Consider the following 20,317-nt stretch of genomic DNA (forward strand, 5'->3'; position numbering starts at 1 on the left):
CCATGGCAAGCGTGATCAGCGACCACTCGCCGCGGGAGCTCGCCGCCGAGCTGGGCGCGCTCCTGCGCGTGGACTGGCGCACCGTCTGGGACGGGATCCCGGCGGACGAGGCCGAGCGCCGCGAGTGGTGTGCGGAGTTCGGGTGGCAGCCGCTCTGGCTCGAGGCGGGCCTGTGGGTCCGTACGCGCCGGGGCGGCCGCCTGCACCTGGCCGCGCCCGGCCGGCCCGTGACCTACGCGTCGTACACCGTCTGGAAGGTCAGGGAGGACGCGACGTCCGAGGACACGGGCCTCGTGGCGGTCGCCCTCGACCGCTACGCCGCCCACCTCGCCCAGATGGCCACCCTGTTGGGCCCCCCTGGCTGGGAGGGCGCCTGGGACAGCCCCGGCTTCCCGGTGCCGCCCGCTCCCGGCCGGTGGGGCGACGCCGAAGAGCGGCTGGCGCACCGCGCCCCGTACCGGCTCGCGCAGTGGAGATACGCCAACCCGCTCGCCCCGGTGATCGTGCTCGACCTGCACTGCCGGACGGGCCTGGGCCGGGGAGGTGGCACGATCAATCTCACCTTCCACGGTCCGGCCGACCCCCATCCGATCGGTGGCCCCGGCTGGCGGCTGTGACGTACGAGACGCGAGAAAGAGAGACAGCCAGATGGCCTTTGAACCGCCGGTGAACCGGACCCCGCAGGAGCTGGTCACCGAGCTGCGCGGGCTGGCCGACGTGCACTGGGAGACCGTCTGGAACGGCCCGCCCCTGCCCGGAAAGGGCCTGGACATGTGGTGCGGCCAGTTCGGGTGGACGCCCACCCAGTTCGAGTACGTCCTCAACGTGCTGACCGACACCGGGGGCGAGTTCGTGTTGAACGCCAGGGGTGGCAGCTGGGCGCCCGTGCAGAGCCTCTCCCACTGGGTCTGGGGGGAGCGCGCCGGAAGGGCGGCGGACAACCCCCAGGTTCTGGCCGAGGCCGATCGGGTCTGGCCGCTCTACCGCGACGCCGTGTCCTCCGTGCTCGGGGAACCGGCCTGGGACGGCGCCTGGGACTCCATCTCCTTCCCCGATGAGCTCGGTGAGTATGCGATCCCCAGTGTGGAGGACCGGCTGGAGGACAAGACTCCGTACCACATCGCCTATTGGGAGCTCGCTGCTCCGGACGGCGCCCTAGCCAGCCTGACCATCACCCCCGCGATCGGAACCGCCGACGGGTCCGGTATCGGCGTGGTCAACATGCACCTCGACGTCTATCCCCGTCCTCTGAAGATTGGACGGCTGTGAGCCCGGAACCGATACCGAAACACATTGAGGAAGGCTCCCTGCGCCGAGCGAACGCCCGGGAGGCGGCGTCCCAGGAGGCCGCACGCAGGCCGGGATCCGTCGCACGGCGCATCAGGGCGGCTGCCGCAGCGGCAGGACTGACGGACAAGCCGGCGACGGGCGAGAGGCCCGCGGAGTCGAAGCAGAAGCAGTACATCGACAAACTGGCCGCGGACAAGGCGAAGCTCACTCCGCCCGACGGGACGAAGCCGATCAGCGCCTTCTGGTCGTACGGCATCGAGCACCCAGACGCGCCGCTGAACGAGTGGGGCACCCCGTTCCTGTCCCAGCGCTTCATCGCGGAAGAGTGGGCGGCCGAGCAGAACGAGACCCATCCCGGTGCGGCACAGACGCTGGAAACGACCCAAGGCGGTCGTGAACTCGACGACATGTTCCTGTGGGAACCTGCAGTCATCAGGGCCCTCGGTGGTGAGGGAGCAGGCTTCCAGCCGGGCTACGCCAAGGCCACCTGGGCCAAGATCTCCGAAACGTACGCCGGGTTGGCCGAAGGCCGGGCCATCGTGTTCGGGCAGAGCGCCGACACCCGGTCGATCCTCCACCAGCAGGAGTTGGGCGCGCTCTGCGAGAACCCCGACGTCGGCCTGCACAACATCCACTTCGCCTACGAGCCCGATCAGAAGTGGCCGGAGGTGACCCGGGCCGAGGCCGGAACCGACGCGGTGCGTGCCGTCGCGCAGTTCAACGACCCGACCCTCCCGCGCTACATCGACCCGCAGGGCTTCGCCGCCGAGGCCCCCGAGGTGCGCAAGGCGCGGATCGACGAGATCTCGGAGGTATTCGCCCCGGGGCAGGCCGAGGCCGAGGCCGTCAAGGCGCCTGAGCTGCAAGCCCCGTCGAAGAGCGTGCGCACCCCGCTCTGGCAGGTGGGTTTCAAGCAGCCGCTCAAGACCACCCGGGCCGTGACCCCCGCACCGGGCACCGGTGCCGGCCCCTTGGCCGATCCGGCCCTCGTACCCCGCCCCCTCGCCACAGGAATGGACGGTCCGGCATGACGTCTCGCCCCTCCCTCGACTCCGTCCGCCGCTTCGTGCGTCAGGAGCGCGACGACGCGTGGGCCGTGCGGCTGCTCCGCCGGATCGTTTTCGGGCTGGCCGGTGCCTACACCCTCTTCGTGCTCGCCTCGAGCAGCATGTCCTCGTTCGTCACGGTGTGCGGGCTGCTGGTCCTCTCCGCGCTGCTATGGCTGATGCGCCGCCGTGGGCAGTTGCTGCTCGCGCTCGCCTCGACGCTCGTCACCGCCGCGGTCGCCGGCTACTTCGCGTCCGCGGCCGAGATCGCCCGTGGTCAGGCGGACGGACTGCTCAGCGGGCAGGCCGTGTTCGGATACTGGGCGCTCGCCGCGATGGCCCTGCTCGGGGCTTGGATGGTCAAGGACCATCCCGGCCGCCGCGGCATCACCGTGGTGGCCGCCGACCTGGTCCTCCTCGTGACTTCCGGGGTGGGAACGGTTCTTCCGGCCCTCACCGTCCCTCTCGGATTCCTCGGCCTGATCCTGGTACTGGCGGCTCGCGGAGGCGGTATCGGCTCAGCACGGCGGCGCATGGAGTGGGTGAAGCGCCGTTTCGCGCGACGCGCCGTATCGACGGTCACCACGGACAGCTAGTTGATTGATGAACCGTCACTTGTGGTGCTGGCCAGGCACAGGACTCCATCTGAGACAACTTTGCCGACGCCAACTCGCCTGACCTAAAGTCCCCGTAAGTCTTGATCGCTTCGGGGGAAATCTTTTTATGGTCACGACAGTCCACAGAACGCACAGGACGCCGCCGACATCCGTTCAGGCGGTCGGCGCCGCCACCCTTCTGCCATGCCAGCGGCGGCCCGACATTTTCGGCCAGCCGCTGCTCACGAACCCGCCCGCGGGTAGGGCGGGGCCTCCGCTCCAGACGCGAAGGCGCCAGGCCCTCACCCACGCGGCCCGGCAGCTCTGCTCCTCCTGCCCCCTCTGGGCGGAATGCCTTCGTGACGCCGTCGCCCAGAGCGATCCCGGTGGGTACGCGGCGGGCACCACCCGGCAGGACCGGCGGTGGATCCGGCGGCGGATCGGAATCGGTGACGCACAGGGACGGCTGGCGCTCTGGCCGGACCGCGGGGGGCGCCACGTGGAGGTCGGCGTCGTCCTCACCGCGTTCCAGGCGCTGCAGGAGCACTGGGTGAACCGGCCCGCGCTGTCGGCGGCCACGAGTGCGGGAGCGGGTCCGGTCGGCCCGGACGATGGCAAGGCACACCGCGTCGCGGCATGTGGAGAGCCGCACGGAGGTCAACAGCGAGTCAACATGGACGAGGTATCGATGGCGGCCCCGGCAGGCGAACGGATCACTTTCTCACTCGACGATCCGTCCCGCGCCATACAGACGGCCGTACTCGGTCCCCTGGTGCGCTCCACGCTGTCCACCCTGGAAGTCACCGAGCAGATCGCGGCGATGCTGGTCCGCATGCCCGCGGGCAGGGTAAGGCCCCAACTCCTCGAGGCCTTGGGCGAGGTGCGCCGGCACCTCGTGGCGTGGCGTACGGCATCGGGGGACGACGGCCCGTACCCCCCGGCGGCCGGCGGGCTCACCGGATCGGTGAGCGTGGAGCTCGTGACCAGTGATCCGCTCGGCGCGCTGCGGCAGGACATCTTCGAACCTCTGCTGAACCGGCTTGCCGAATCGATTCGCCAGATCGAGGTGCTCACGGCGGTGCTGAGCACCGCACCGGACGACGGGGTCCTGGGCGGCGGCACCCCGGGCGGCACCCCGGGCGGCACCCCGGGCGGCACCCCGGGCGGCAGCGTTCGGGTCGGCGGCTCCCCGTACCGATCGGAACTGGGTGCCGTGCACACTGCCCTGTGCGAACTCGGCCTCCACATCGACCAGTACGCTGCCGACGCGCCCCAGCGGCACGTTCCCGTCCGGCCCGGTGACGGCTTCCGGCGCGACGCGCCGCTGCGCTCCGTTCCGGACTTCGCTTCCGGGGGCGCGTTCACGCCGGACCCGTCGACCACGCCGAGCCTGCGGCAGGCCGTCGAACAGGCGGTGATCTCCTTCCCGGGGCCGTTCACCGGCCGGGACGTCCTGCTGGCGCTGCCCCGGGGGGCGTACCGGCAACCGGCGAAGTCGGTCAGCAACGCCCTGTCCGCCATGACCCAGGCGGGCCGCCTGCTGCGCGTATCCCGCGGCAGGTACGCCCTGGCCGTTCCGTCCACCGGCGAATACGCCGCGAGCTCCTGAAGGGGTCCGCACCATGCATCTCATGCACCCGCCCGCCGAAGTCCGCGTCTTCTCACAGAGCGCGGGACTCATCGACGGCGTGCCCGTGACCGCGCCGCTGTACGTCGACATCCAGGAGGTCATCATCGCGATCCTCCAGCAGCGCGCCCAGCAGATGGGCGGGCCGGCCCTGGTGACGATCAGCGACGACCGCTACGGTGGCACGATCCGCCTCCTGATCCACCCGGACGGAACCACGGAACCCGTGGACTGAGCCGCTCCCCATCCACCAAGGCCCGGCCCCGGCAACCGGCCCCGGCAACCGGCCCCGGCCCTCGGCCGTGCTCCCGCGCCGCCTGGCCCAGGCGCCGGGGCGCCTGCCGTGACTGGGGAAACAGGATTCTCTGGCACAGGGCTGCAGTACTCGGGACGATTTGGTCGGGCCTCGTGATGCGTAGGTCTCGGGTTCGAATCAAGCGCGCGATCAGCGTCCGGGGGCGGCGGTTACGGGTGGTCAGCATGTCAATCTGCTGCGGCTCTCGGGCAGAGGCGCTGACCTCCTGGCGACCTCGACATCGCAGGTGTGAATGGGCCTGCGGCGCAGCCGCCCCGATCGAGCTGGTCCCGGGGTGGCCGTGGCCTGTGGACGCTGGTCAACCTCCGGCTCATAGGCCCCGGTCAGGGGTCGGTGAGGTCCGCGAGGTCCGCCAGGACTGGGCTGGTCGGCGTTGTGGGTCTCAGCCGCCGGTCGTGCCGTCGAGGAGCTCGCGCAGGATGTCCAGGTGGCCGTTGTGGCGGGCCGTTTCCTCGGTGAGGTGGAGGAGGATCCAGCGGAGGTCGACGTGGAGGCCGTCGCGTACGGGGCGTTTGGCCCGGGTGTCCAGGCTGGTTGCGGCGGCCAGTTCGCGGTGGCGGGCGCTGTGTTCGGCGTATTCGTCGAGCAGTTGGGTCAGGGGGAAGTCGACGGCGATGCGCATCTCGCGGTCTGGGTCCTCGTCGGTCCAGGGGGCCTGGTCCTCCTCGCCGAGGAGGACCACCCGGAACCAGTAGTACTCGACCCAGCGAAGGTGGTTGATCACCCCGCTCATGGTCATCAGCGGGGAGCCCGGCAGGACCGCCTTGCGGGCGTTCTCCGCGGAGACGCCCTCGCACTTGGCGCGGGCGGTGTCGCGGGTGTAGTCGAGGAACGTGGTGAGCTGCGTGCGCTCGTCCCACGCGGGAGGTGTGTCGTCGATTCTGGTCATCGGGCGAAGCATCACCCGGGCGTGCGGACCGTGTCCAACTCCGGGGGCCTGGGGGGCTGGGCGCAGGTGGTGAGGGGCGCAGGCTCGTCGCGGGGTCCAGGGGCGGATGCGCGACTCGTGCGCCGGTAGCTCCGCCCCCGTGATCGTGTATCCGCCGTGGCATGTCGGCCACCAGAACGAGGCCGGTGACGACGGCTCGACCGTGCACGTCGGCGAGGACGGGGTCTTCTGTGACGAGAGGGACGGCGACGACGTACACGGCGACCCTTCCCTGGCGAGCGCCCACTTCATGGCGCTGACCTCGCACTCCATCGTGCAGCTCTCCCACTACGGCGTGCTCCCGCTGCCCCCGGAGCGCACCGACCACCTGATCGAAGGCGGTGTGGCCGCCTTCCTGCGGGCCTATCGGGCCAATTGAGCCGGAAACCGGGGCGGCGCGCCCGGGGGTGGGCTATGCAGGGGCGTGGCCGGGCCGTCTCCTTACGGTGGAAGCGGCCGGTGGCGACGCGTGTGAGGGGGGCTCTGTGGAGGAGTTGGCGGCGCTTGCCGCGGCGGCGGCCGCGCAGTTCGTGGGGCTGGCCGTCTCCGACGGCTGGGAGTCGGCCAAGGGGCGGGTGGCACGTTTCCTCGGACGCCGCGGTGAGGGCGCGGGGACCGGCGCCGCGGGCGGCGCGGAGCCTGCGGCGGGCGCGGAGCTCGCGACCGTCGACGCGCTCGCCGGAGCGGACCAGGACGCGTGGCGCGCGGGACTGCTCCGCGTGCTCCTGGAGCGGCCCGGAGCCGAGGCCGAGCTCAGGACGCTGCTCGGCGAGCTCGCCCAGCTCGGCGGGTTCGGCGGACCGCCCGGATTGGGGGTCAACTCCGGGACCCAGTACGGGGTGTACCAGGGGGCCGTGATCCACGGCGGGGTGAACTACCACGCCCCGGTGGCCAAGGCCGTCGAGGTGCCCGACGAGATCCCCGCGCTGCGCACGCGCTTCCACAACCGCACCGGCGAACTCGCCGAGATCGACGGGCTGATCCCCGAAGGAGCCGACCACGTCAGCGTCCTCCTGCTGGGCGGCGCGCCCGGAGTCGGGAAGACCGCGACGGCGACCCGCTGGGCGCACGCCTCGCGCTCCCGCTTCCCGGACGGGCAGCTCTACGTGGACTTCGCCGCGCTGCGCGGTCCGGCCGGCGGCGGGGACGTCTCGGCCGCCGTCGGGATGTGCCTGCGGTCCCTGGGGGTCGAGGAGGAGTACCTCCCGCACTCGCTGGCCGAACGCACCCGGCTGTACCGGCAGCGGTCCGCGGGCCGGCGGATGCTGCTCATGCTCGACGACGTCAGCGACCCCGCGCAGGTCAGGGCCCTGATCCCGCGGGGTGCGGGCAGCGCGCTGGTGGTCACCAGCAGCAGCGCCCGGCTCACGGAGCTGTTCGCCGACGGGGCCCGGCCGCTGGACCTGGAGCCGCTGACCACCGCGAGCGCGCTGCTGATCCTCGCCGACCGCTGCGGGGAGCGGGCGATCGCCGCCGAGCCGGAGGCGGCCGAGCGGCTCGTCGCGCTGTGCGGCGGGCTGCCCGTGGCCCTGCACATCGTGGCGGCCCGGCTGCTGACCACCCGCCGGCTGACGCTCGCGGGGCTCGCCGCGGAACTGGCCGACGATTCCCGCCGGCTGTCCGCGATGTCCCTCCGAGGGGAGAGCACGGTGTCCGTCTCCGGCGTCTTCGATTCCGCGTACCGGCAACTGGGGCCCGCAGAAGCCCTGTTGTACCGCCGACTGGGACGGCTGCCCTGCCGCAGCTTCGACGCCGGTACCGCCGCGGCCGCCGCAGACCTGGGTGCGGAGGAGACCCTGGAGCTGCTCGACGCGCTCCAGGACGCCCGCCTCCTGGAGTACGGACAGCAGCGCTACCGGATGCACGACCTCGTACGGCTGCACGCGCGCGAGCGGGCCGACGCGGAGGAGGGCCCGGGCAGTCACCGGGAGCTCGTGGAGCGGGTCGCGCGGAGCTACGTCGTGCGCGTCGGCCACGCCGACCGGGCCGTACGGGCCGAGCGGCTGCGGATCGCCGACTTCGATCCCGGGCCGGAGCCGAGCCCCTTCGCCGGGGGCGGCGCCGGGCGCGAGGAGGCGCTGGCGTGGCTGGAGGCGGAGCGGGCCGGGATCGTCGCGGTCCTGCGCGAGGCCTCCGGACTCGGGCTGTGCACGCCCGTGTGGCAGCTCGCGGAGGGCTTCACCGCGCTCTTCCTGTACCGCCGCCACCTCGGGGACTGGCGCGAATCCCTCGAACTGGGCGCCGCGGCCGCCGCCGGGGACCTCGTACCGGCGGCCGAGGCACGGCTGCGGAGCATGCTGTCGCGGCCGCTGATGGACCTGGGCGAGCTCGCGCAGGCGCGCAGGGAGCTGGAGAAGGCCGTGGCCTGCGCCGAGGTGGCCGACCGGACCGTACTGCGGGCCTCCGTCATGGAGTTCCTCGGCCGCTACCGGGACCGCGTCGAGCCGTCCCGCGCCATCGAGGCGTACGAGCGCTCGCTGGAGCTCAACACCGAGGCCGGCGAGGCCCGGGGAGCGGCCATCGCCCTGCTCTTCCTCGGCCGCGCGCAGGACGCCGCAGGGGATCCGGCCCGGGCGCTGGAGACCCTGACCCGGGCGCGGGAGGCCTTCCTCGCCGGGGCGGAGCCGGACCGGCGGATGGCGGCCCGGGCTGGCATCGCCCTGGGCCGGACCCACGACCACCTCGGCGACGCCGCGCGGGCGGCGGCCGAACTGCGCGAGGCCGTACGGGTCCTCGCGCGGGAGGGGGCCGCGCACTACGAGGCCGAGGCGCTGCTGGCCCTCGCGGACCTCGCGGAGCGGCCGGGCGGCGACCGGACCGACCTCGCGGCGGACCTGGCGCGGGCGCTGGAGATCCACGAGGCGGGCGGCAGCCCCCTCACGGCGGCGCTACGGGAGCGGCTGCGCGCCCTCGAACCGTAGGCGTACGAGCCTTCGCGCCCCGGCCGTCCCCAGCCGCAGCGGCACCTCCGCGTCGGCGAGGGGCCGGCCCGAGCGCAGGCAGGCGTACACGGCGGCCGCGGCGAGCCCCGGGTCACCGGAGCCGCTGACGGCCAGGGTCCGGCCGTCGCGCAGCCCGACGAGCACGGCGGCTGCGCCCGGGCCCGGGCCCGTGGCCACCGCCGCCAGCACGGCGCCGGGCCAGGCCTCCAGGGTGTCCGCGATCCAGCGTGCCGGGTCCCCGGCGGCGCGGCCGAGCACCACGGAGGCGCTCTCGGCCAGGCGCCGGTCCGGCTCGGTGTCCTCGCAGGCCAGGTGTGTGCGGGCGGGGTCGGCGCCGTCCCGGTCCGGCTCCCCGGCCGCCGCGGGGAAACGGCGTACCAGGACGGCTTCGGCGGTGACCTCGGTGCTCACCCGCCACGCGGTGCAGGGCGTGGCGCGGACCGGCCCGGGGAGCGCGAGGGCCGGGGCGCACGGCGCGGCGGAGTCCGGTTCCGCCAGCCGCAGCAGCCGGTACAGGGCGCCGCGCAGCCGGGCGTGGGCCAGCCCCGGCTCGGCGAAGGCCTGCCGCGCGACGGGGGCGTAGCGCCCGGGCTCGTACCCCTCGATGGCGGCGGCGACCCGCGCCGCCAGCTCCGTACCCCGCGCGCCGGGCTCCAGCCGGGGTGCGAGGCGGGCCAGCGAGGCGGCGGCCGTGCCGGGGACGGACTCCTCGCCGAAGGCGCCGAGCAGCACCGGGGAGCCGAGCGCGGCTCCGTACAGGGTCACGGAGCCGTGGTCGCCGATCACCAGGTCGGCGGCGACGAGCGCGGACCGCCAGTCGTGGACCGGCGGGATCAGGAGCAGGCCGGCGTCGAGGGCGGAGGCCAGCTGGGAGGTGCGCAGCTGCCAGGCCCCGTGCCGGGACCAGACGTTGGGGTGCAGGACCAGGGCGACCCGGTACTCGTCGTACGGCAGCGCGGCGAGCAGCCTCGCGGGCAGCTTCGGGTCCTGCCCGATGAGGGAGGACCGGGCCCAGGTGGAGCTGATCAGGACGAGCCGGTGGTCGTCCGCCACCCCGAGGGCCCGCCGGTGCGCGGAGCGCCGGGGCAGGGCGGCGAGGAGCTCGTCGAAGCAGGGGTCGCCGACGAGGAGGGTGTGCCCGGCGGTCTTGGGGTGCGCGGTGCGGAGCTGCTCCTCCTGGCCGGGGTGGGAGACGGCGAGCCAGGCGCGGCCGGCTTCGAGGAGGGCGTCCGGGACGAGACCGGACAGGCGGACCCGGGAGGCGCGGGAATCGGGGACCAGCTTCTGGAAGCCGACGCCGTGCGGGAGGACGAGGACGGGGCAGTCGCCGGCCGGGACGTCGATGTTCTCGCTGGCGGAGAGGATGAGGTCGGGGGCGGCCTCGGGGATCCGGTCCCAGGGGATGACGCGGCAGCCCGCGTCGTGGAGGAGGTCGAGGACCCCTTCGCTGAAGGCCGAGGTGGGGTCGTGGGCGAAGACGACGGAGATCCGGCCGTCGTCGCGGACGAGGGCGGGCAGGCACTCGAGGACGCGCACGGTCGAGGTGACGGTACGGGCGGCGACGACCAGGGTGCGTTCGGCGCGGAACGTGGCCCAGCGGTCGGCGGCGGAGCCGGAGTCGGCTCCGACCCGGGCTCCGGCGGCGGCCGGGCCGGCCGAGTCGGCCGGGCTAGGCGGGGTGGTGTGCATGGCCACCCCGGAAAACTACGTGCCGCCCGCCCTGTTCACCGTCGCGGATCGCGGATCGCGGATCGCGGATCGCGGATCGCGGATCGCGGATCGCGGATCGCGGATCGCGGATCGCGGATCGCGGATCGCTCCACAGTGCCCCTATCGCATCCCGTGCGGACTGACCAGTTCCCGTTCGATCCCGTCGTCGGCACGCATGAGCCGGCCGGGCCCGGTACACGGTACTGGGGTGCCCGGCCGCTCCGGTCGCCCGGCCCCGGGGCCGGGGCTACGTTGGACGGGTGAGCACGACACGGTTGCGCAGGGCGGCTGTGGGAGCAGCCGCCGTGGGGCTCCTCATGGTGCCCGTGGGGGCCGGTGCCGGGTACGCGGTGGACGCCCCGACACCCCCGGCGGCGAGCAGTCAGGCCGCCTCCGACACGTTTCCGCAGCTCAACCCGGCCATGGCCCGGAAGTTGGACGCCGCCATCCGGAAAGTGATGACCGATGCCAAGGTGCCCGGGGTACAAGTGGCCCTGTCGGCGCCGGGCAAGGGCGAGTACGTACGGGCCTTCGGCGTGGCCGACAAGGCCACCCGTGCGCCCATGACCGACAACCTCAACATGCGGATCGGCAGCGAGACCAAGACCTTCACCGTGACCGCGCTGCTGAAGCTGGTCGACGAGCACAAGATCGGGCTGGACGACCCCATCGGCAAGTACATCGACGGGGTTCCCAACGGCGAGCTGATCACCTTGCGCGAGCTGGCCGAGATGCGCAGCGGGCTGTTCAGCTACTCCGCCGACGAGGACTTCTACAAGGCGCTGACCAGCAATCCCCGACGGCCCTTCACCCCGCAGGAGCTGCTCGAGTACGCCTTCAAGCACCCGGTGCTCTCCGCGCCGAACGCGAAGTTCTACTACTGCAACACCAACCTCATCCTGCTCGGCCTCGTCGTGGAGAAGGTCAGCGGCCAGAAGCTGGCCGACTACATCACGAAGGAGGTCATCGAGCCCGCCGGGCTGAAGCACACCGTCTTCCCGGCCGGTGCCGAGTTCCCGGACCCGCACGCCCAGGGGTACACGGACCAGACGGCCTCCGGGAAGGTCGAGGACGCCGCCGACTGGAACCCCTCGTGGGGCTGGGCCGCCGGAGCGATGATCTCCGACCTCCAGGACCTGCGGCAGTGGGCCAAGGTACTGGCCACGGGTGAGCTGCTGACCAAGGCCACCCAGGCCCAGCGCCTCAAGGTGGTCAACGCCCTCCCGGGCACCGGCTACGGACTGGGCATCTTCAACGTCCAGGGCTGGATCGGGCACAACGGTTCGATCCCCGGCTACCAGACGCTGACCATCTACGACCCGCAGTACAAGGCCACCCTGGTCGTCCTCCTCAACACCGACATCTCCGCCGAGGGCGAGGAGCCGAGCACCCTGTTCGGCCAGGCGATCACCAAGATCGTCACCCCGGACCACGTCTACACCCTGCCGGCCCAGCCCGTCACCGGCGACCACTGACGGCCAGGGCCGCCTCCGCCCCCAAGGTCCCCCGTCGGCCACCCCCGGCGTGGGGCCGCGGCGTGTCTGTCCGACCCCCCGCGCACAATGGGCAACGGCGCGCGGGAGTGGACTAGGGAGAGCGACATGAGCGGTCGGACGATGCGGGGCGGGGCGGAGCGGGTGGGCGGGGACGCGGCCGGGGGCCCGGCCGAGGTGGTCCTGCGCGAGGCGGGCGAGGCGGATCTGGACGTCGCCGCCGAGCTCTTCCGCGGCTACCTGGAGTTCTACGATGTGGAGGTCGAGGACCCGGAGCGCCCGCGCGCCTTCCTGGCGGAACGGATCGGGGCCGGCGATTCCTTCGTCCTGCTCGCCGAGGTCCCGGGCGCGGGCACGGTCGGCTTCACCCAGGTCTACCCGATCTTCTCCTCGCTGGCGATGCGGCCCGCATGGCTGCTGGGCGACCTGTACGTCGCACCGGCCGGCCGCCGTACGGGCGCGGGCCGCGCGCTGCTGCGCGAGGTGCTGCGCCGGGCGCGGGAGGCCGGGGTGTCGGGCGTGCAGCTGGAGACGGCGTACGACAACCACCTCGCGCAGGGGCTGTACGAGGCGGAGGGCTTCGTGCGCGAGGAATTCCACATGTACTTCCACGACCTCTCCGAGAAGGTTTGAGAACGGCTGAAACATTCCGGGGCCTCCGTCGCGTCGTTGGAGTGAGACGGACGCGAGGGGGAGCGGATGCGGCAGGGTCGCAGAGACGGGTTCCGTGAGTTCGCGACGGGCAGATCGGCGCACCTGTACCGGTCGGCCTGTCTGCTGACGAGCGGTGACACCCACCTCGCGGAGGATCTCGTACAGGAGACCCTGGGGCGCATGTACCTGCTCTGGGGGCGCATCACGCGGATAGACAATCCCGCGGCGTACGCGCAAACCGTGCTGGTACGGGCCTTCCTGACGCACCAGCGCCGCCGGTCGACGGGGGAGCGCCCGGTCGGGGAGCTCCCCGATCCGGGCGCGGCGGCCGAGGGCGGCGACCCGACGCTGCGGCTGACCCTGCTGCAGGCGCTGGGGCGGCTGGCGCCGAAGGACCGGGCGGTGCTGGTGCTTCGGTACTGGGAGGACCGCAGCGTCGAGGAGACCGCCGACGCGATGAACGTCAGCTCGGCGGCGGTCCGCACCCGGAGCTCGCGGGCGCTGGCCCGGCTGCGGGAACAACTGGGCGGCTCGCTCGTGGAGTTCGCGGAACGCTGAGCGGGCGGGCCGCACGGCCCGCCGCTCGGGTCACTCCCCATTCCCCCATTCCCCCATTCCTTTCACCCCTCTCTTCAACTCCCCATCACCACACGACTCTTGGACGGAAGGTTTGATTCCGCATGCCCTTTGAAGATGAGCTCGGTGAAGCCCTCCGGCGTGCGGGAGACACCTTCACGGCCGACGGCCGCGGCCTCGCCGAGGCCGGGGAGCGGCGGGGCAGGCGGCTGGTGGCCCGCCGCAGGGCCTCCGTGATCGGCGGATCGACGCTCGCCCTGGCGGTGATCGCCACGGCCGGGGCCTACGCGGGCGGGCTGCTCGGCGGGGACGGCTCCGGCGGTCCCGCGAACGTGGCGGACGCCCCGAAGCCGACCTCGCCGGCGCCGAGCGCGTCGACCCCGGGCGAGCTCCGCGACCAGGCGGCGAACAAGCGCGTCGGCACCGGGGCCGTCTCCGCCGAGCGGCTGATCGAGGTGTTCAAGCAGCTGCTGCCGGGCGGCGAGGTCACCGGGGCCACGGCGCGGGGCACGGGCGAGGCGCCCGGTCCGGCGGTGGCCGGGGTCTTCGACGACGGCCGGGGCAAGGGCGCCGTCAGCGTGGGCCTCTCGCGCACGGACCCGAAGGGACACAGCGCCGGGCAGGCGGTGAAGTGCCCGTCCAAGATCCTTCAGGCGTACGACGGTTGCACCACGGAGAAGCTCGCGGACGGCTCGACGCTCATGCTCTTCCAGGGCTACGAGTACCCCGACCGCCGGGTGGACACGAAGAACTGGCGCGCCACGATGGTCACCCCGCAGGGGTACCTGGTCGACGTGCAGGAGTTCAACGCGGCCGCCCAGAAGGGCGCGCCCGTCTCCCGGAGCACGCCGCCGCTGACGCTCGCGCAGCTCAAGGCCTTCACCACCTCACCACTGTGGGTGCCGGCCCTGAAGGACCTGCCGGCCGCCCCGGCGGAGCCGGAGGAACCGGCCGTGCCGGGGTCGAAGGCGGCGGACGCGCTGGACCAGCTGCTGAGCGGGTACGGGATCCCGGTCGCCGGCCGGGAGGAGTTCGACGCGCAGCTCGCCTACTTCGTGCTCGACGACGGCAAGGGCCAGTCGCTGGTCGACCTCCAGATCCAGCCCGACAGCAAGGACCGGCCGGGCACGTGGGCCGACCTGTTCAACGCCGCGGAGACGCTCCCGGACGGGACGAAGATCCTGACCCACCAGCGGCGCGGCGAGGCCGCGGGCTCGGCCTGGTGGAGCGTGGAGGTGCTGCGGACGAACGGGACCCGGGTGATCGTGTCGGCGTACAACACCAAGACGCTGAAGGGCGCTCCGACCCGCAAGGAGCCGGCGCTCACGATGCAGCGGCTGAAGGAGATGGCCACGAGCCCGAAGTGGGCCGGGTTCGGGTACTGAACTCGCGAATTCGGGATCTCGGCATTCCGGGATCTCGGGCTTCCGGGATCCCGGGATTCCGGGATTCGGGGCGGACCGGCCTACTTCGCGTCCGCGTAGCACTCGACGACCGCGGTGGTGAACGGGAAGCGGACCGGAGTCTCGCCGAAGGTGATCCGGCCCGCGAGATCGCCCGCCGCGCGGATCGCCTCCACCACCGCCTGCGCCTCCTCCTGCGGGCAGTGCACGATGACCTCGTCGTGCTGGAAGAAGACGAGCTCGGCCCGCATCCCGGCCTCCGCGATCGACCGGCGCAGGGCCGCGAGCAGCAGCAGCGCCCAGTCCGCGGCGCTGCCCTGCACCACGAAGTTGCGGGTGAAGCGGCCGCGCGCCCGCGCATCGGTCGAGGCGTAGCTCGGCACCCAGCCGTCGGGGGCCTCCTCGGCGTCCGCGGCGTCGGCCGGCGGCGGACAGGTCCGGCCCAGCCAGGTCCGTACGAGCCGTCCCTCCTCGCCCGCCTTCGCGGCGTCGTCCACGTAGGCCACGGCCCGGGGGAAGCGGCGGCGGAGCGCGGCCAGGTTCTTCAGGCCGTCCCCGGAGGTCTGCCCGTACACCGCGCCGAGCACGGCGATCTTCGCCATGTCCCGGTCGCCGGAGAAGCCCTGACGGGAGATGGAGGTGTAGAGGTCCTCCGGGCGGCCGGCCACGTCCATGAACGCGGGGTCGCGGGAGATGGCGGCGAGCACCCGCGGCTCCATCTGGTCGGCGTCGGCCACGACGAGCCGCCAGCCGGGGTCGGCGACGACGGCCCGGCGGATCACCTTGGGGATCTGCAGGGCACCGCCGCCGTTGGTGACCCAGCGGCCGGTGTAGGTGCCGCCGGGGATGAACTCGGGGCGGAAGCGGCCGTCGTGGACCCAGTCCGCGAGCCAGGACCAGCCGTGGGCGGTGTAGATGCGGTACAGCTTCTTGAACTCCAGGAGGGGTTCCACGGCGGGGTGGTCCACGTCCTGGATCTCCCAGCGGCGGGTGGACTTGAGCTTGATCCCGGCCTCCGCGAAGGCCTTGATCACATCTGCGGGCAGCTCGGGCCGTACGCGGCGGCCGAACGCGGCGGAGACGGCGTCGGCGAGCTCGGCGAGCCGGCGGGGCTGACCGCGGCCCGCGTACCGCTCGCCGAGCAGCTCCGTGAGCAGTGCCCGGTGCACGTCGGCCCGCCAGGGCAGCCCGGCGCGGTTCATCTCGGCGGCCACGAGGAAGGCCGCCGACTCGGAGGCCACGAGCAGCCGCATCCGGTCGGGGTGGGCGGTGGCGTCGAGCCGTTTCGCCTGGTCGGCGTGGACGGCGACGAGGGCGTCGAGCGGTACGGGGGCGGGCTGGGGGTCGAAGAGGGAGTGCTGGCTGCCGGGCTCCGCGGCGCGCTGCGGGGGGTCGGACGGTACGGGGGCGTTCGTCAGGCGGGCCCAGGCGGCGGCGGCCGAACGCGGTTCGCCGAGGCGGCCCTCGTGGGCGAGGAGCAGGAGCTCGGCGTCCTCGATGTCGTGGCAGCGCTCGACGCGGGCGCCGGCGGCGAGCAGCCGGGGGTACACGGCGGGGGTGGACCGCCAGACCCAGCGGGTCCCGGCGGGGGCGGCGCGGATCGCGTCCGCGGGGTCGGTGGTGGTGATGCGGGGGCCGCCCGCGGTGGGGTCCAGTGACGTGGCGTGCCACTGGCCGTCGCCGTCCTCGGCCAGGGCCCACCGGGGGCTGTGCTCGGTCATGCGTGCGATGGTCCCACCGGGGGCTGACAGTGGCGGTGCGCCGCGCGGCGCCGCTCCCGGGGGCCGGCCCCCGGACCCCCGCGCCTCGAACGCCGGCAGAAAATCCAGCCCCTCCGGCGATCGAGGAGCGGGGTCCGGGGCGGAGCCCCGGGAGGGGCGGGCCACGCCCGTTCCCGGTGCGGGGCGGGGAGGCGGGCATGCCAAGCTGGACGGTGTGAGAGACATCGTCGACCGGGCCTGCGAGGCCGCGCTGTACAACCAGGACGACGCCGGGCTGGACGCCGGGGCGTCGGTGCTCGTCGCCGAGGGGGAGCGGTGGGCCGGAGTCGGCCAGGCGCTGCTCGCGCGCGGGGAGGAGTACGTGCGCCAGGCCTGGGAGCGGGGCTGGCGGCCGGACGACGTACTGCGCCTCGTGCGCCGGGACCTGGAGCAGCCTCACGCACGGATCGCCGGGGACCTGGTCGCCGCCGAAGCGCGGCGCTACGCCCGGCTCCCCGAGCGCTGGAGCGACGCCGAGGTGTGGTGGGGGGACGACACGCGGTACGGCGAGCAGCTCGCGCAACGGGAGCGGACCGACCGCTTCAGCCTGGCGACCGCCGTACTGGAGGTGTTCCGGCTGCTGATCCGGCTGCCGTCCATCGAGCCGGTCGGGCCGCTGCCGGGGGACGCGACCGACGGACTCGAACACGCGCACATCGAGCCCCGCATGCTGGGCCGGATCCGGGCGCTCCTCGCGAAGGCCGAGGCGACCACGTTCCCGGAGGAGGCGGAGGCGCTCAGCGCCAAGGCGCAGGAGCTCATGGCCCGGCACACCGTGGACGAGGCCCTGCTCGCGGTCAAGAGCGGCGTCAAGCAGATACCCGGCGCCTGCCGGATCGGCGTCGAGGCCCCGTACGAGGAGGCCAAGGCGGTGCTGCTCGATGCCGTGGCGGGCGCGAACCGGTGCCGGTCCGTGTGGAACAGCGCCTACGAGTTCTCCACCGTCGTCGGCTTCGAGAGCGACCTGGAGGCCGTGGAACTGCTCTACACCTCGCTGCTCGTGCAGGGCACCGCCGCCATGACCCGGGCCGAGGCCGGTCAGCGGGCGGGCGGGCGCAAGCGCACCAAGACCTTCCGGCAGTCCTTCCTGCTGGCCTACGCGAGCCGGCTCGGCCAGCGGCTGGCCGAGACGGCCGAGCACACGGTGGCCGAGGCCCCCGACAACCTGCCCGCGCTCGTGGCCCGGGACGTGGCCGTCACCTCGCGGGCCGAGGAGATGTTCCCCCGGACCACGACGACCCGGCTGCGCGGGGCCACCGACCTCGCGGGCTGGGAGGACGGGACGGCGGCGGCCGACCGGGCGCACATGGCGGAGGGCAGCCGCCCGTCCCTCCGGGGGTAGTTGCACCCCTCCCCGGCACGTGCGCCTCGATCGCGGGCGGGGCCGGACACAGACCGCCTCATTCGCCGGCGGGGCTGAACACAGACCGCCTCAATCGCCGGCGGGGCTGAACACAGACCGCCGCAATCGCCGGCGGGGCCGAACAGACCGCCTCAATCGCCGGCCGGGCTGGAATGTGCCGCGGGAGCCGGGACGTCCTCGCGGAGGGCGCGGGCCTCCGACTTCAGGATGCGGGCCGATCGGCCCAGGCCACGGGCCATTTCGGGCAGCTTCTTCGAGCCGAACAGCATCAGACAGACGAGCACGACGATGACGACGTGCCAGGGCTCCAGGCCGTTCCTGAGCATGGGTCGGTCCTCCACCTTCCGGACGGGGTCGGCCGTGTGCCGACTGGCTGATGATGGGGCGTGTCCGGGCACAACGCCATAGATCACGTCATATCTGAAGAACACCTGAAGCCGGGCTACCCTCGGTGCCATGAGCTGGGTCCGGGCGCTGAAGGACACCGCCCGATCCGGACTGCGGGTCGAGCGGACCCGTCTCCAGCCCCTCATCGCCCTCCGCGCCGCCGCCGGGCTCGCGATCGTCATCGGTGTGAGCCTCGCCCTGCTCGGGCCGGGCGCCGCCGCCAGCTCCGCCTTCGGGGCGTACATGGCGGCCATCGCCACCTTCCAGCAGAGCTGGCGGCCGCGCCCCGTCCTGGCGCTGGCCGCCGGGCTGACCCTGGCCGTCTCCACCTTCATCGGCTACCTCGTCGGCTCCTCGCACGTCCTGGCCTTCATGCTGCTGCTCGCCGTCTGGAGCTTCCTGGCAGGCCTGATGTGGGCGGCCGGGCCCACCGCCGGCATGATCGCCTCCGGCAACGTCGCGATCATGCTCGTCACCGTCACCCTGCCCACCTCGGTGCCGCAGGCCGCCGGGCACGCCGCGATGATCGCCGCCGGCGGGGTGGTCCAGGCAGCGCTGATCGTGCTCTTTCCCGTCCGCCGCTGGGGCGCCCAGCGCGACGCGCTGGCCGACGCGCTCGCCGCCGAGGCCGACTACGCGCGCCGCCTGCGCCAGGACCCGGCCGCCTCCTTCGACCCGCAGCCGCTGATGAGGGCGCGGGACGCCGCGACCGTGACGCTCCGCCAGGCCCGCCGCCGCCCGGCCGAACTGCACGGGGCGCGGGGGCTCGCGGAGCGGATCCGGCCGGTGCTGGCCTCGCTGGCCGACCCGGCGGTCGGGGCCCCGGCCGAGGGCCCGGCGCGGGACCGGGTGCGGGAACTGCTCGCCGCCGCCGGGTCGGTCCTGGACGCCGCCGCTTCCGCGATCCGGCACGGGGAGGCGGTACGGCTGCCCGCACCGGCCCTCGCGGTGCTGAAGGCACCCGACACCGCCGACCTGTTCCAGGGCGCCCCGCTGCGGGCCGCGCGACGGCTCGCAGCCCTGCTGGACGACGTGCTCGACACCGCCGAGCCGGGCTCCGGTCGCACCGCCGATCCCGGCGAGTCGATGCTGCGGCCCACCCTGCCCGCGCTCGCGCCGATGGTGCTGGCCGCCGTACGGGCCGAGCTGCGCCCCGGATCGCCGATCCTGCGGCACGCGCTGCGGGTCACCGCCGTCGCCTGCGCCGGCTACGGCATCGGCCACGCGCTGCCGCTCGGCCACGCCTACTGGGCCCCGATGGCCTCCGTCATGGTCATGCGGCCCGATTTCACGCAGACCTACACCCGCGCGGTCGCCCGCTTCGGCGGCACCCTGGTCGGGGTCGCCCTCGCTACCGCCGTCGTCCAGCTCGCGCACCCGGGGATGTACCTCTCCGGACTGCTCGCCGTCATCAGCGCGGGTCTGATGTACACCCTCATGCGCACCGGGTACGCCGTCGCGATGGTCTGCGTCTCGGCCTACGTCGTCTTCCTGCTCGGCATGGGCGGAGTCCGCTGGGACCAGACCGTGCCCGACCGCGTCGCCCTCACCCTGGTCGGCGGAGTCCTCGCGATGCTCGCCTACGCCGTCTACCCGGCCTGGGAGACCCCGCGGCTGCGGACCCGCCTGGCCGACTGGGTGGCCGCCGGCGGGCGGTACGCGGCGGCCGTGCTCGGGCAGTACGCCGACCCGGCCGGGGCCCGGCGCGCGGACGTGCGGGAGGCGCTGCTGGCCGCCCGGGACGCCCGGGTCGCCTGGCAGGAGGCGGTGGACCGGGCGGCCGGGGAGCCGGTGCGCCACCGCGGGATCTCCGCCGCGGCCGCCGAGGACGCGGGCCGGGCCCTGGCCGCCATGGGCCGTCACGCGATGCTGCTGGAGGCGCACTTCCCGGACCGGGCGCAGGCTCCGGCCCCGGGCGCGGCCGAGCTGGCCCGGGTGCTGCGCTCGGCGACGGAGGCCGGCGCGAAGGCGGTCCGGGAGCGGAAGGTGCCCGAATGGGACGGGGTCCGCGCGGTGCTGGCAGGCTGGGACGCCCCGGAGCAGGGCGTTCTGCACGGAGCGGCGGGGCAGCTGCTGGAATCCCTGGAGGAGGTCTCCGAGGCCCTGCGCCCCCCGCCCCCCAAGGAGCCCGGGCCCTAGCGGCACCGGGGCCTCCGTTCGTGCACGTGCATCTGCCCATGCAGGCGTTCATGAACACGGCTATGATCCGGTGCAGTTGACATCTGC

The 20,317-nt window shown here is 73.6% G+C and carries 18 protein-coding genes and 1 pseudogene; 15 read left to right on the forward strand and 4 right to left on the reverse strand.

All coding sequences use genetic code 11. The features are described from left to right. Positions 1-2: 2 nt before the first annotated feature. The 7 genes and pseudogenes from OG904_RS16190 to OG904_RS16220 all read left to right on the forward strand — a co-directional run bounded on the left by OG904_RS16190 (position 3) and on the right by OG904_RS16220 (position 4,794). Positions 3-617, forward strand: a complete 615-nt coding sequence (locus OG904_RS16190; protein WP_405491518.1) for a hypothetical protein — start codon at positions 3-5, stop codon at positions 615-617. 31 nt (positions 618-648) lie between these two features. Then, entirely contained in the window at positions 649-1,269 is a 621-nt protein-coding gene (locus OG904_RS16195) for a hypothetical protein (protein WP_405491520.1), read from the forward strand. Next, on the forward strand, positions 1,266-2,321 hold the full coding sequence (locus tag OG904_RS16200; RefSeq protein WP_405491522.1) for a hypothetical protein: 1,056 nt from the start codon (positions 1,266-1,268) through the stop codon (positions 2,319-2,321). Before OG904_RS16195 ends, OG904_RS16200 begins: the two co-directional genes overlap by 4 nt. Then, positions 2,318-2,932 (forward strand): hypothetical protein, encoded by a 615-nt coding sequence (locus tag OG904_RS16205; protein ID WP_405491524.1) that lies wholly within the window; start codon positions 2,318-2,320, stop codon positions 2,930-2,932. Before OG904_RS16200 ends, OG904_RS16205 begins: the two co-directional genes overlap by 4 nt. A 127-nt stretch (positions 2,933-3,059) precedes the next feature. After that, positions 3,060-3,344: pseudogene (locus tag OG904_RS16210) on the forward strand (WhiB family transcriptional regulator); the annotation flags it as partial. Between the two features lie 87 nt (positions 3,345-3,431). Next, the gene (locus OG904_RS16215) at positions 3,432-4,541 is read left to right on the forward strand and encodes a hypothetical protein (RefSeq protein WP_405498413.1); all 1,110 of its coding nucleotides are present in this window, start codon (positions 3,432-3,434) and stop codon (positions 4,539-4,541) included. Between the two features lie 13 nt (positions 4,542-4,554). Next, a complete protein-coding gene (locus tag OG904_RS16220; protein WP_405491526.1) occupies positions 4,555-4,794 on the forward strand; it encodes a hypothetical protein in 240 nt (79 codons plus the stop codon). A 463-nt stretch (positions 4,795-5,257) separates the two neighbouring features. On the opposite strand, the gene OG904_RS16225 is transcribed toward OG904_RS16220, so the two are convergent. Next, complete coding sequence (locus tag OG904_RS16225) at positions 5,258-5,764, reverse strand: DinB family protein (RefSeq protein ID WP_405491528.1); 507 nt, start codon at positions 5,762-5,764, stop codon at positions 5,258-5,260. Positions 5,765-5,903: 139 nt separating this feature from the next. Here OG904_RS16225 and OG904_RS16230 point away from each other — a divergent pair, with 139 nt between their 5' ends. Further along, the gene (locus OG904_RS16230; RefSeq protein WP_405491530.1) at positions 5,904-6,182 is read left to right on the forward strand and encodes a TetR/AcrR family transcriptional regulator C-terminal domain-containing protein; all 279 of its coding nucleotides are present in this window, start codon (positions 5,904-5,906) and stop codon (positions 6,180-6,182) included. A 106-nt stretch (positions 6,183-6,288) separates the two neighbouring features. Continuing rightward, a complete protein-coding gene (locus OG904_RS16235) occupies positions 6,289-8,724 on the forward strand; it encodes an NB-ARC domain-containing protein (protein WP_405491532.1) in 2,436 nt (811 codons plus the stop codon). On the opposite strand, the gene OG904_RS16240 is transcribed toward OG904_RS16235, so the two are convergent. After that, positions 8,692-10,434 (reverse strand): hypothetical protein, encoded by a 1,743-nt coding sequence (locus OG904_RS16240; protein ID WP_405498051.1) that lies wholly within the window; start codon positions 10,432-10,434, stop codon positions 8,692-8,694. The two genes, OG904_RS16235 and OG904_RS16240, sit on opposite strands and share 33 nt — an antisense overlap. Positions 10,435-10,772: 338 nt before the next feature. Between OG904_RS16240 and OG904_RS16245 the strand changes: the two genes are divergently transcribed. The 4 genes from OG904_RS16245 to OG904_RS16260 all read left to right on the forward strand — a co-directional run bounded on the left by OG904_RS16245 (position 10,773) and on the right by OG904_RS16260 (position 14,563). Beyond that, positions 10,773-11,930: a serine hydrolase domain-containing protein gene (locus OG904_RS16245; RefSeq protein ID WP_405498053.1), complete on the forward strand. Its 1,158-nt coding sequence runs from the start codon at positions 10,773-10,775 to the stop codon at positions 11,928-11,930. A gap of 126 nt (positions 11,931-12,056) precedes the next feature. Further along, positions 12,057-12,581, forward strand: coding sequence for a GNAT family N-acetyltransferase (locus OG904_RS16250; protein WP_405491534.1), 525 nt, complete (start codon positions 12,057-12,059; stop codon positions 12,579-12,581). 66 nt (positions 12,582-12,647) lie between these two features. Beyond that, positions 12,648-13,160, forward strand: coding sequence for a SigE family RNA polymerase sigma factor (locus OG904_RS16255; RefSeq protein WP_405491536.1), 513 nt, complete (start codon positions 12,648-12,650; stop codon positions 13,158-13,160). Between the two features lie 122 nt (positions 13,161-13,282). After that, positions 13,283-14,563, forward strand: a complete 1,281-nt coding sequence (locus OG904_RS16260) for a hypothetical protein (protein WP_405491538.1) — start codon at positions 13,283-13,285, stop codon at positions 14,561-14,563. An 80-nt stretch (positions 14,564-14,643) separates the two neighbouring features. Here OG904_RS16260 and OG904_RS16265 read toward each other — a convergent pair whose 3' ends face one another. Then, a complete protein-coding gene (locus OG904_RS16265) occupies positions 14,644-16,302 on the reverse strand; it encodes a bifunctional 3'-5' exonuclease/DNA polymerase (RefSeq protein ID WP_405491540.1) in 1,659 nt (552 codons plus the stop codon). 214 nt (positions 16,303-16,516) lie between these two features. Between OG904_RS16265 and OG904_RS16270 the strand changes: the two genes are divergently transcribed. Next, on the forward strand, positions 16,517-17,683 hold the full coding sequence (locus OG904_RS16270; protein ID WP_405491542.1) for a DUF2786 domain-containing protein: 1,167 nt from the start codon (positions 16,517-16,519) through the stop codon (positions 17,681-17,683). Positions 17,684-17,835: 152 nt separating this feature from the next. Here OG904_RS16270 and tatA read toward each other — a convergent pair whose 3' ends face one another. After that, positions 17,836-18,030 carry a Sec-independent protein translocase subunit TatA gene (gene tatA / locus OG904_RS16275; RefSeq protein ID WP_405491544.1) on the reverse strand — a complete coding sequence of 65 codons (195 nt, stop codon included), beginning with the start codon at positions 18,028-18,030 and terminating at the stop codon, positions 17,836-17,838. Positions 18,031-18,160: 130 nt separating this feature from the next. Between tatA and OG904_RS16280 the strand changes: the two genes are divergently transcribed. Next, complete coding sequence (locus tag OG904_RS16280; RefSeq protein WP_405491546.1) at positions 18,161-20,230, forward strand: FUSC family protein; 2,070 nt, start codon at positions 18,161-18,163, stop codon at positions 20,228-20,230. Positions 20,231-20,317 lie beyond the last annotated feature (87 nt).

Source organism: Streptomyces sp. NBC_00096 (assembly GCF_045041305.1).
Taxonomy (GTDB): Bacteria; Actinomycetota; Actinomycetes; order Streptomycetales; family Streptomycetaceae; genus Streptomyces.

Coding starts and splice junctions, on each gene's coding strand:
- OG904_RS16190 (WP_405491518.1), top strand. CDS start 3: ATGGCAAGCGTGATCAGCGACCACTCGCCGCGGGAGCTCGCCGCCGAG.
- OG904_RS16255 (WP_405491536.1), top strand. CDS start 12,648: ATGCGGCAGGGTCGCAGAGACGGGTTCCGTGAGTTCGCGACGGGCAGA.
- OG904_RS16240 (WP_405498051.1), bottom strand. CDS start 10,434: ATGCACACCACCCCGCCTAGCCCGGCCGACTCGGCCGGCCCGGCCGCC.
- OG904_RS16195 (WP_405491520.1), top strand. CDS start 649: ATGGCCTTTGAACCGCCGGTGAACCGGACCCCGCAGGAGCTGGTCACC.
- tatA (WP_405491544.1), bottom strand. CDS start 18,030: ATGCTCAGGAACGGCCTGGAGCCCTGGCACGTCGTCATCGTCGTGCTC.
- OG904_RS16220 (WP_405491526.1), top strand. CDS start 4,555: ATGCATCTCATGCACCCGCCCGCCGAAGTCCGCGTCTTCTCACAGAGC.
- OG904_RS16245 (WP_405498053.1), top strand. CDS start 10,773: ATGGTGCCCGTGGGGGCCGGTGCCGGGTACGCGGTGGACGCCCCGACA.
- OG904_RS16260 (WP_405491538.1), top strand. CDS start 13,283: ATGCCCTTTGAAGATGAGCTCGGTGAAGCCCTCCGGCGTGCGGGAGAC.
- OG904_RS16250 (WP_405491534.1), top strand. CDS start 12,057: ATGAGCGGTCGGACGATGCGGGGCGGGGCGGAGCGGGTGGGCGGGGAC.
- OG904_RS16280 (WP_405491546.1), top strand. CDS start 18,161: ATGAGCTGGGTCCGGGCGCTGAAGGACACCGCCCGATCCGGACTGCGG.
- OG904_RS16205 (WP_405491524.1), top strand. CDS start 2,318: ATGACGTCTCGCCCCTCCCTCGACTCCGTCCGCCGCTTCGTGCGTCAG.
- OG904_RS16225 (WP_405491528.1), bottom strand. CDS start 5,764: ATGACCAGAATCGACGACACACCTCCCGCGTGGGACGAGCGCACGCAG.
- OG904_RS16265 (WP_405491540.1), bottom strand. CDS start 16,302: ATGACCGAGCACAGCCCCCGGTGGGCCCTGGCCGAGGACGGCGACGGC.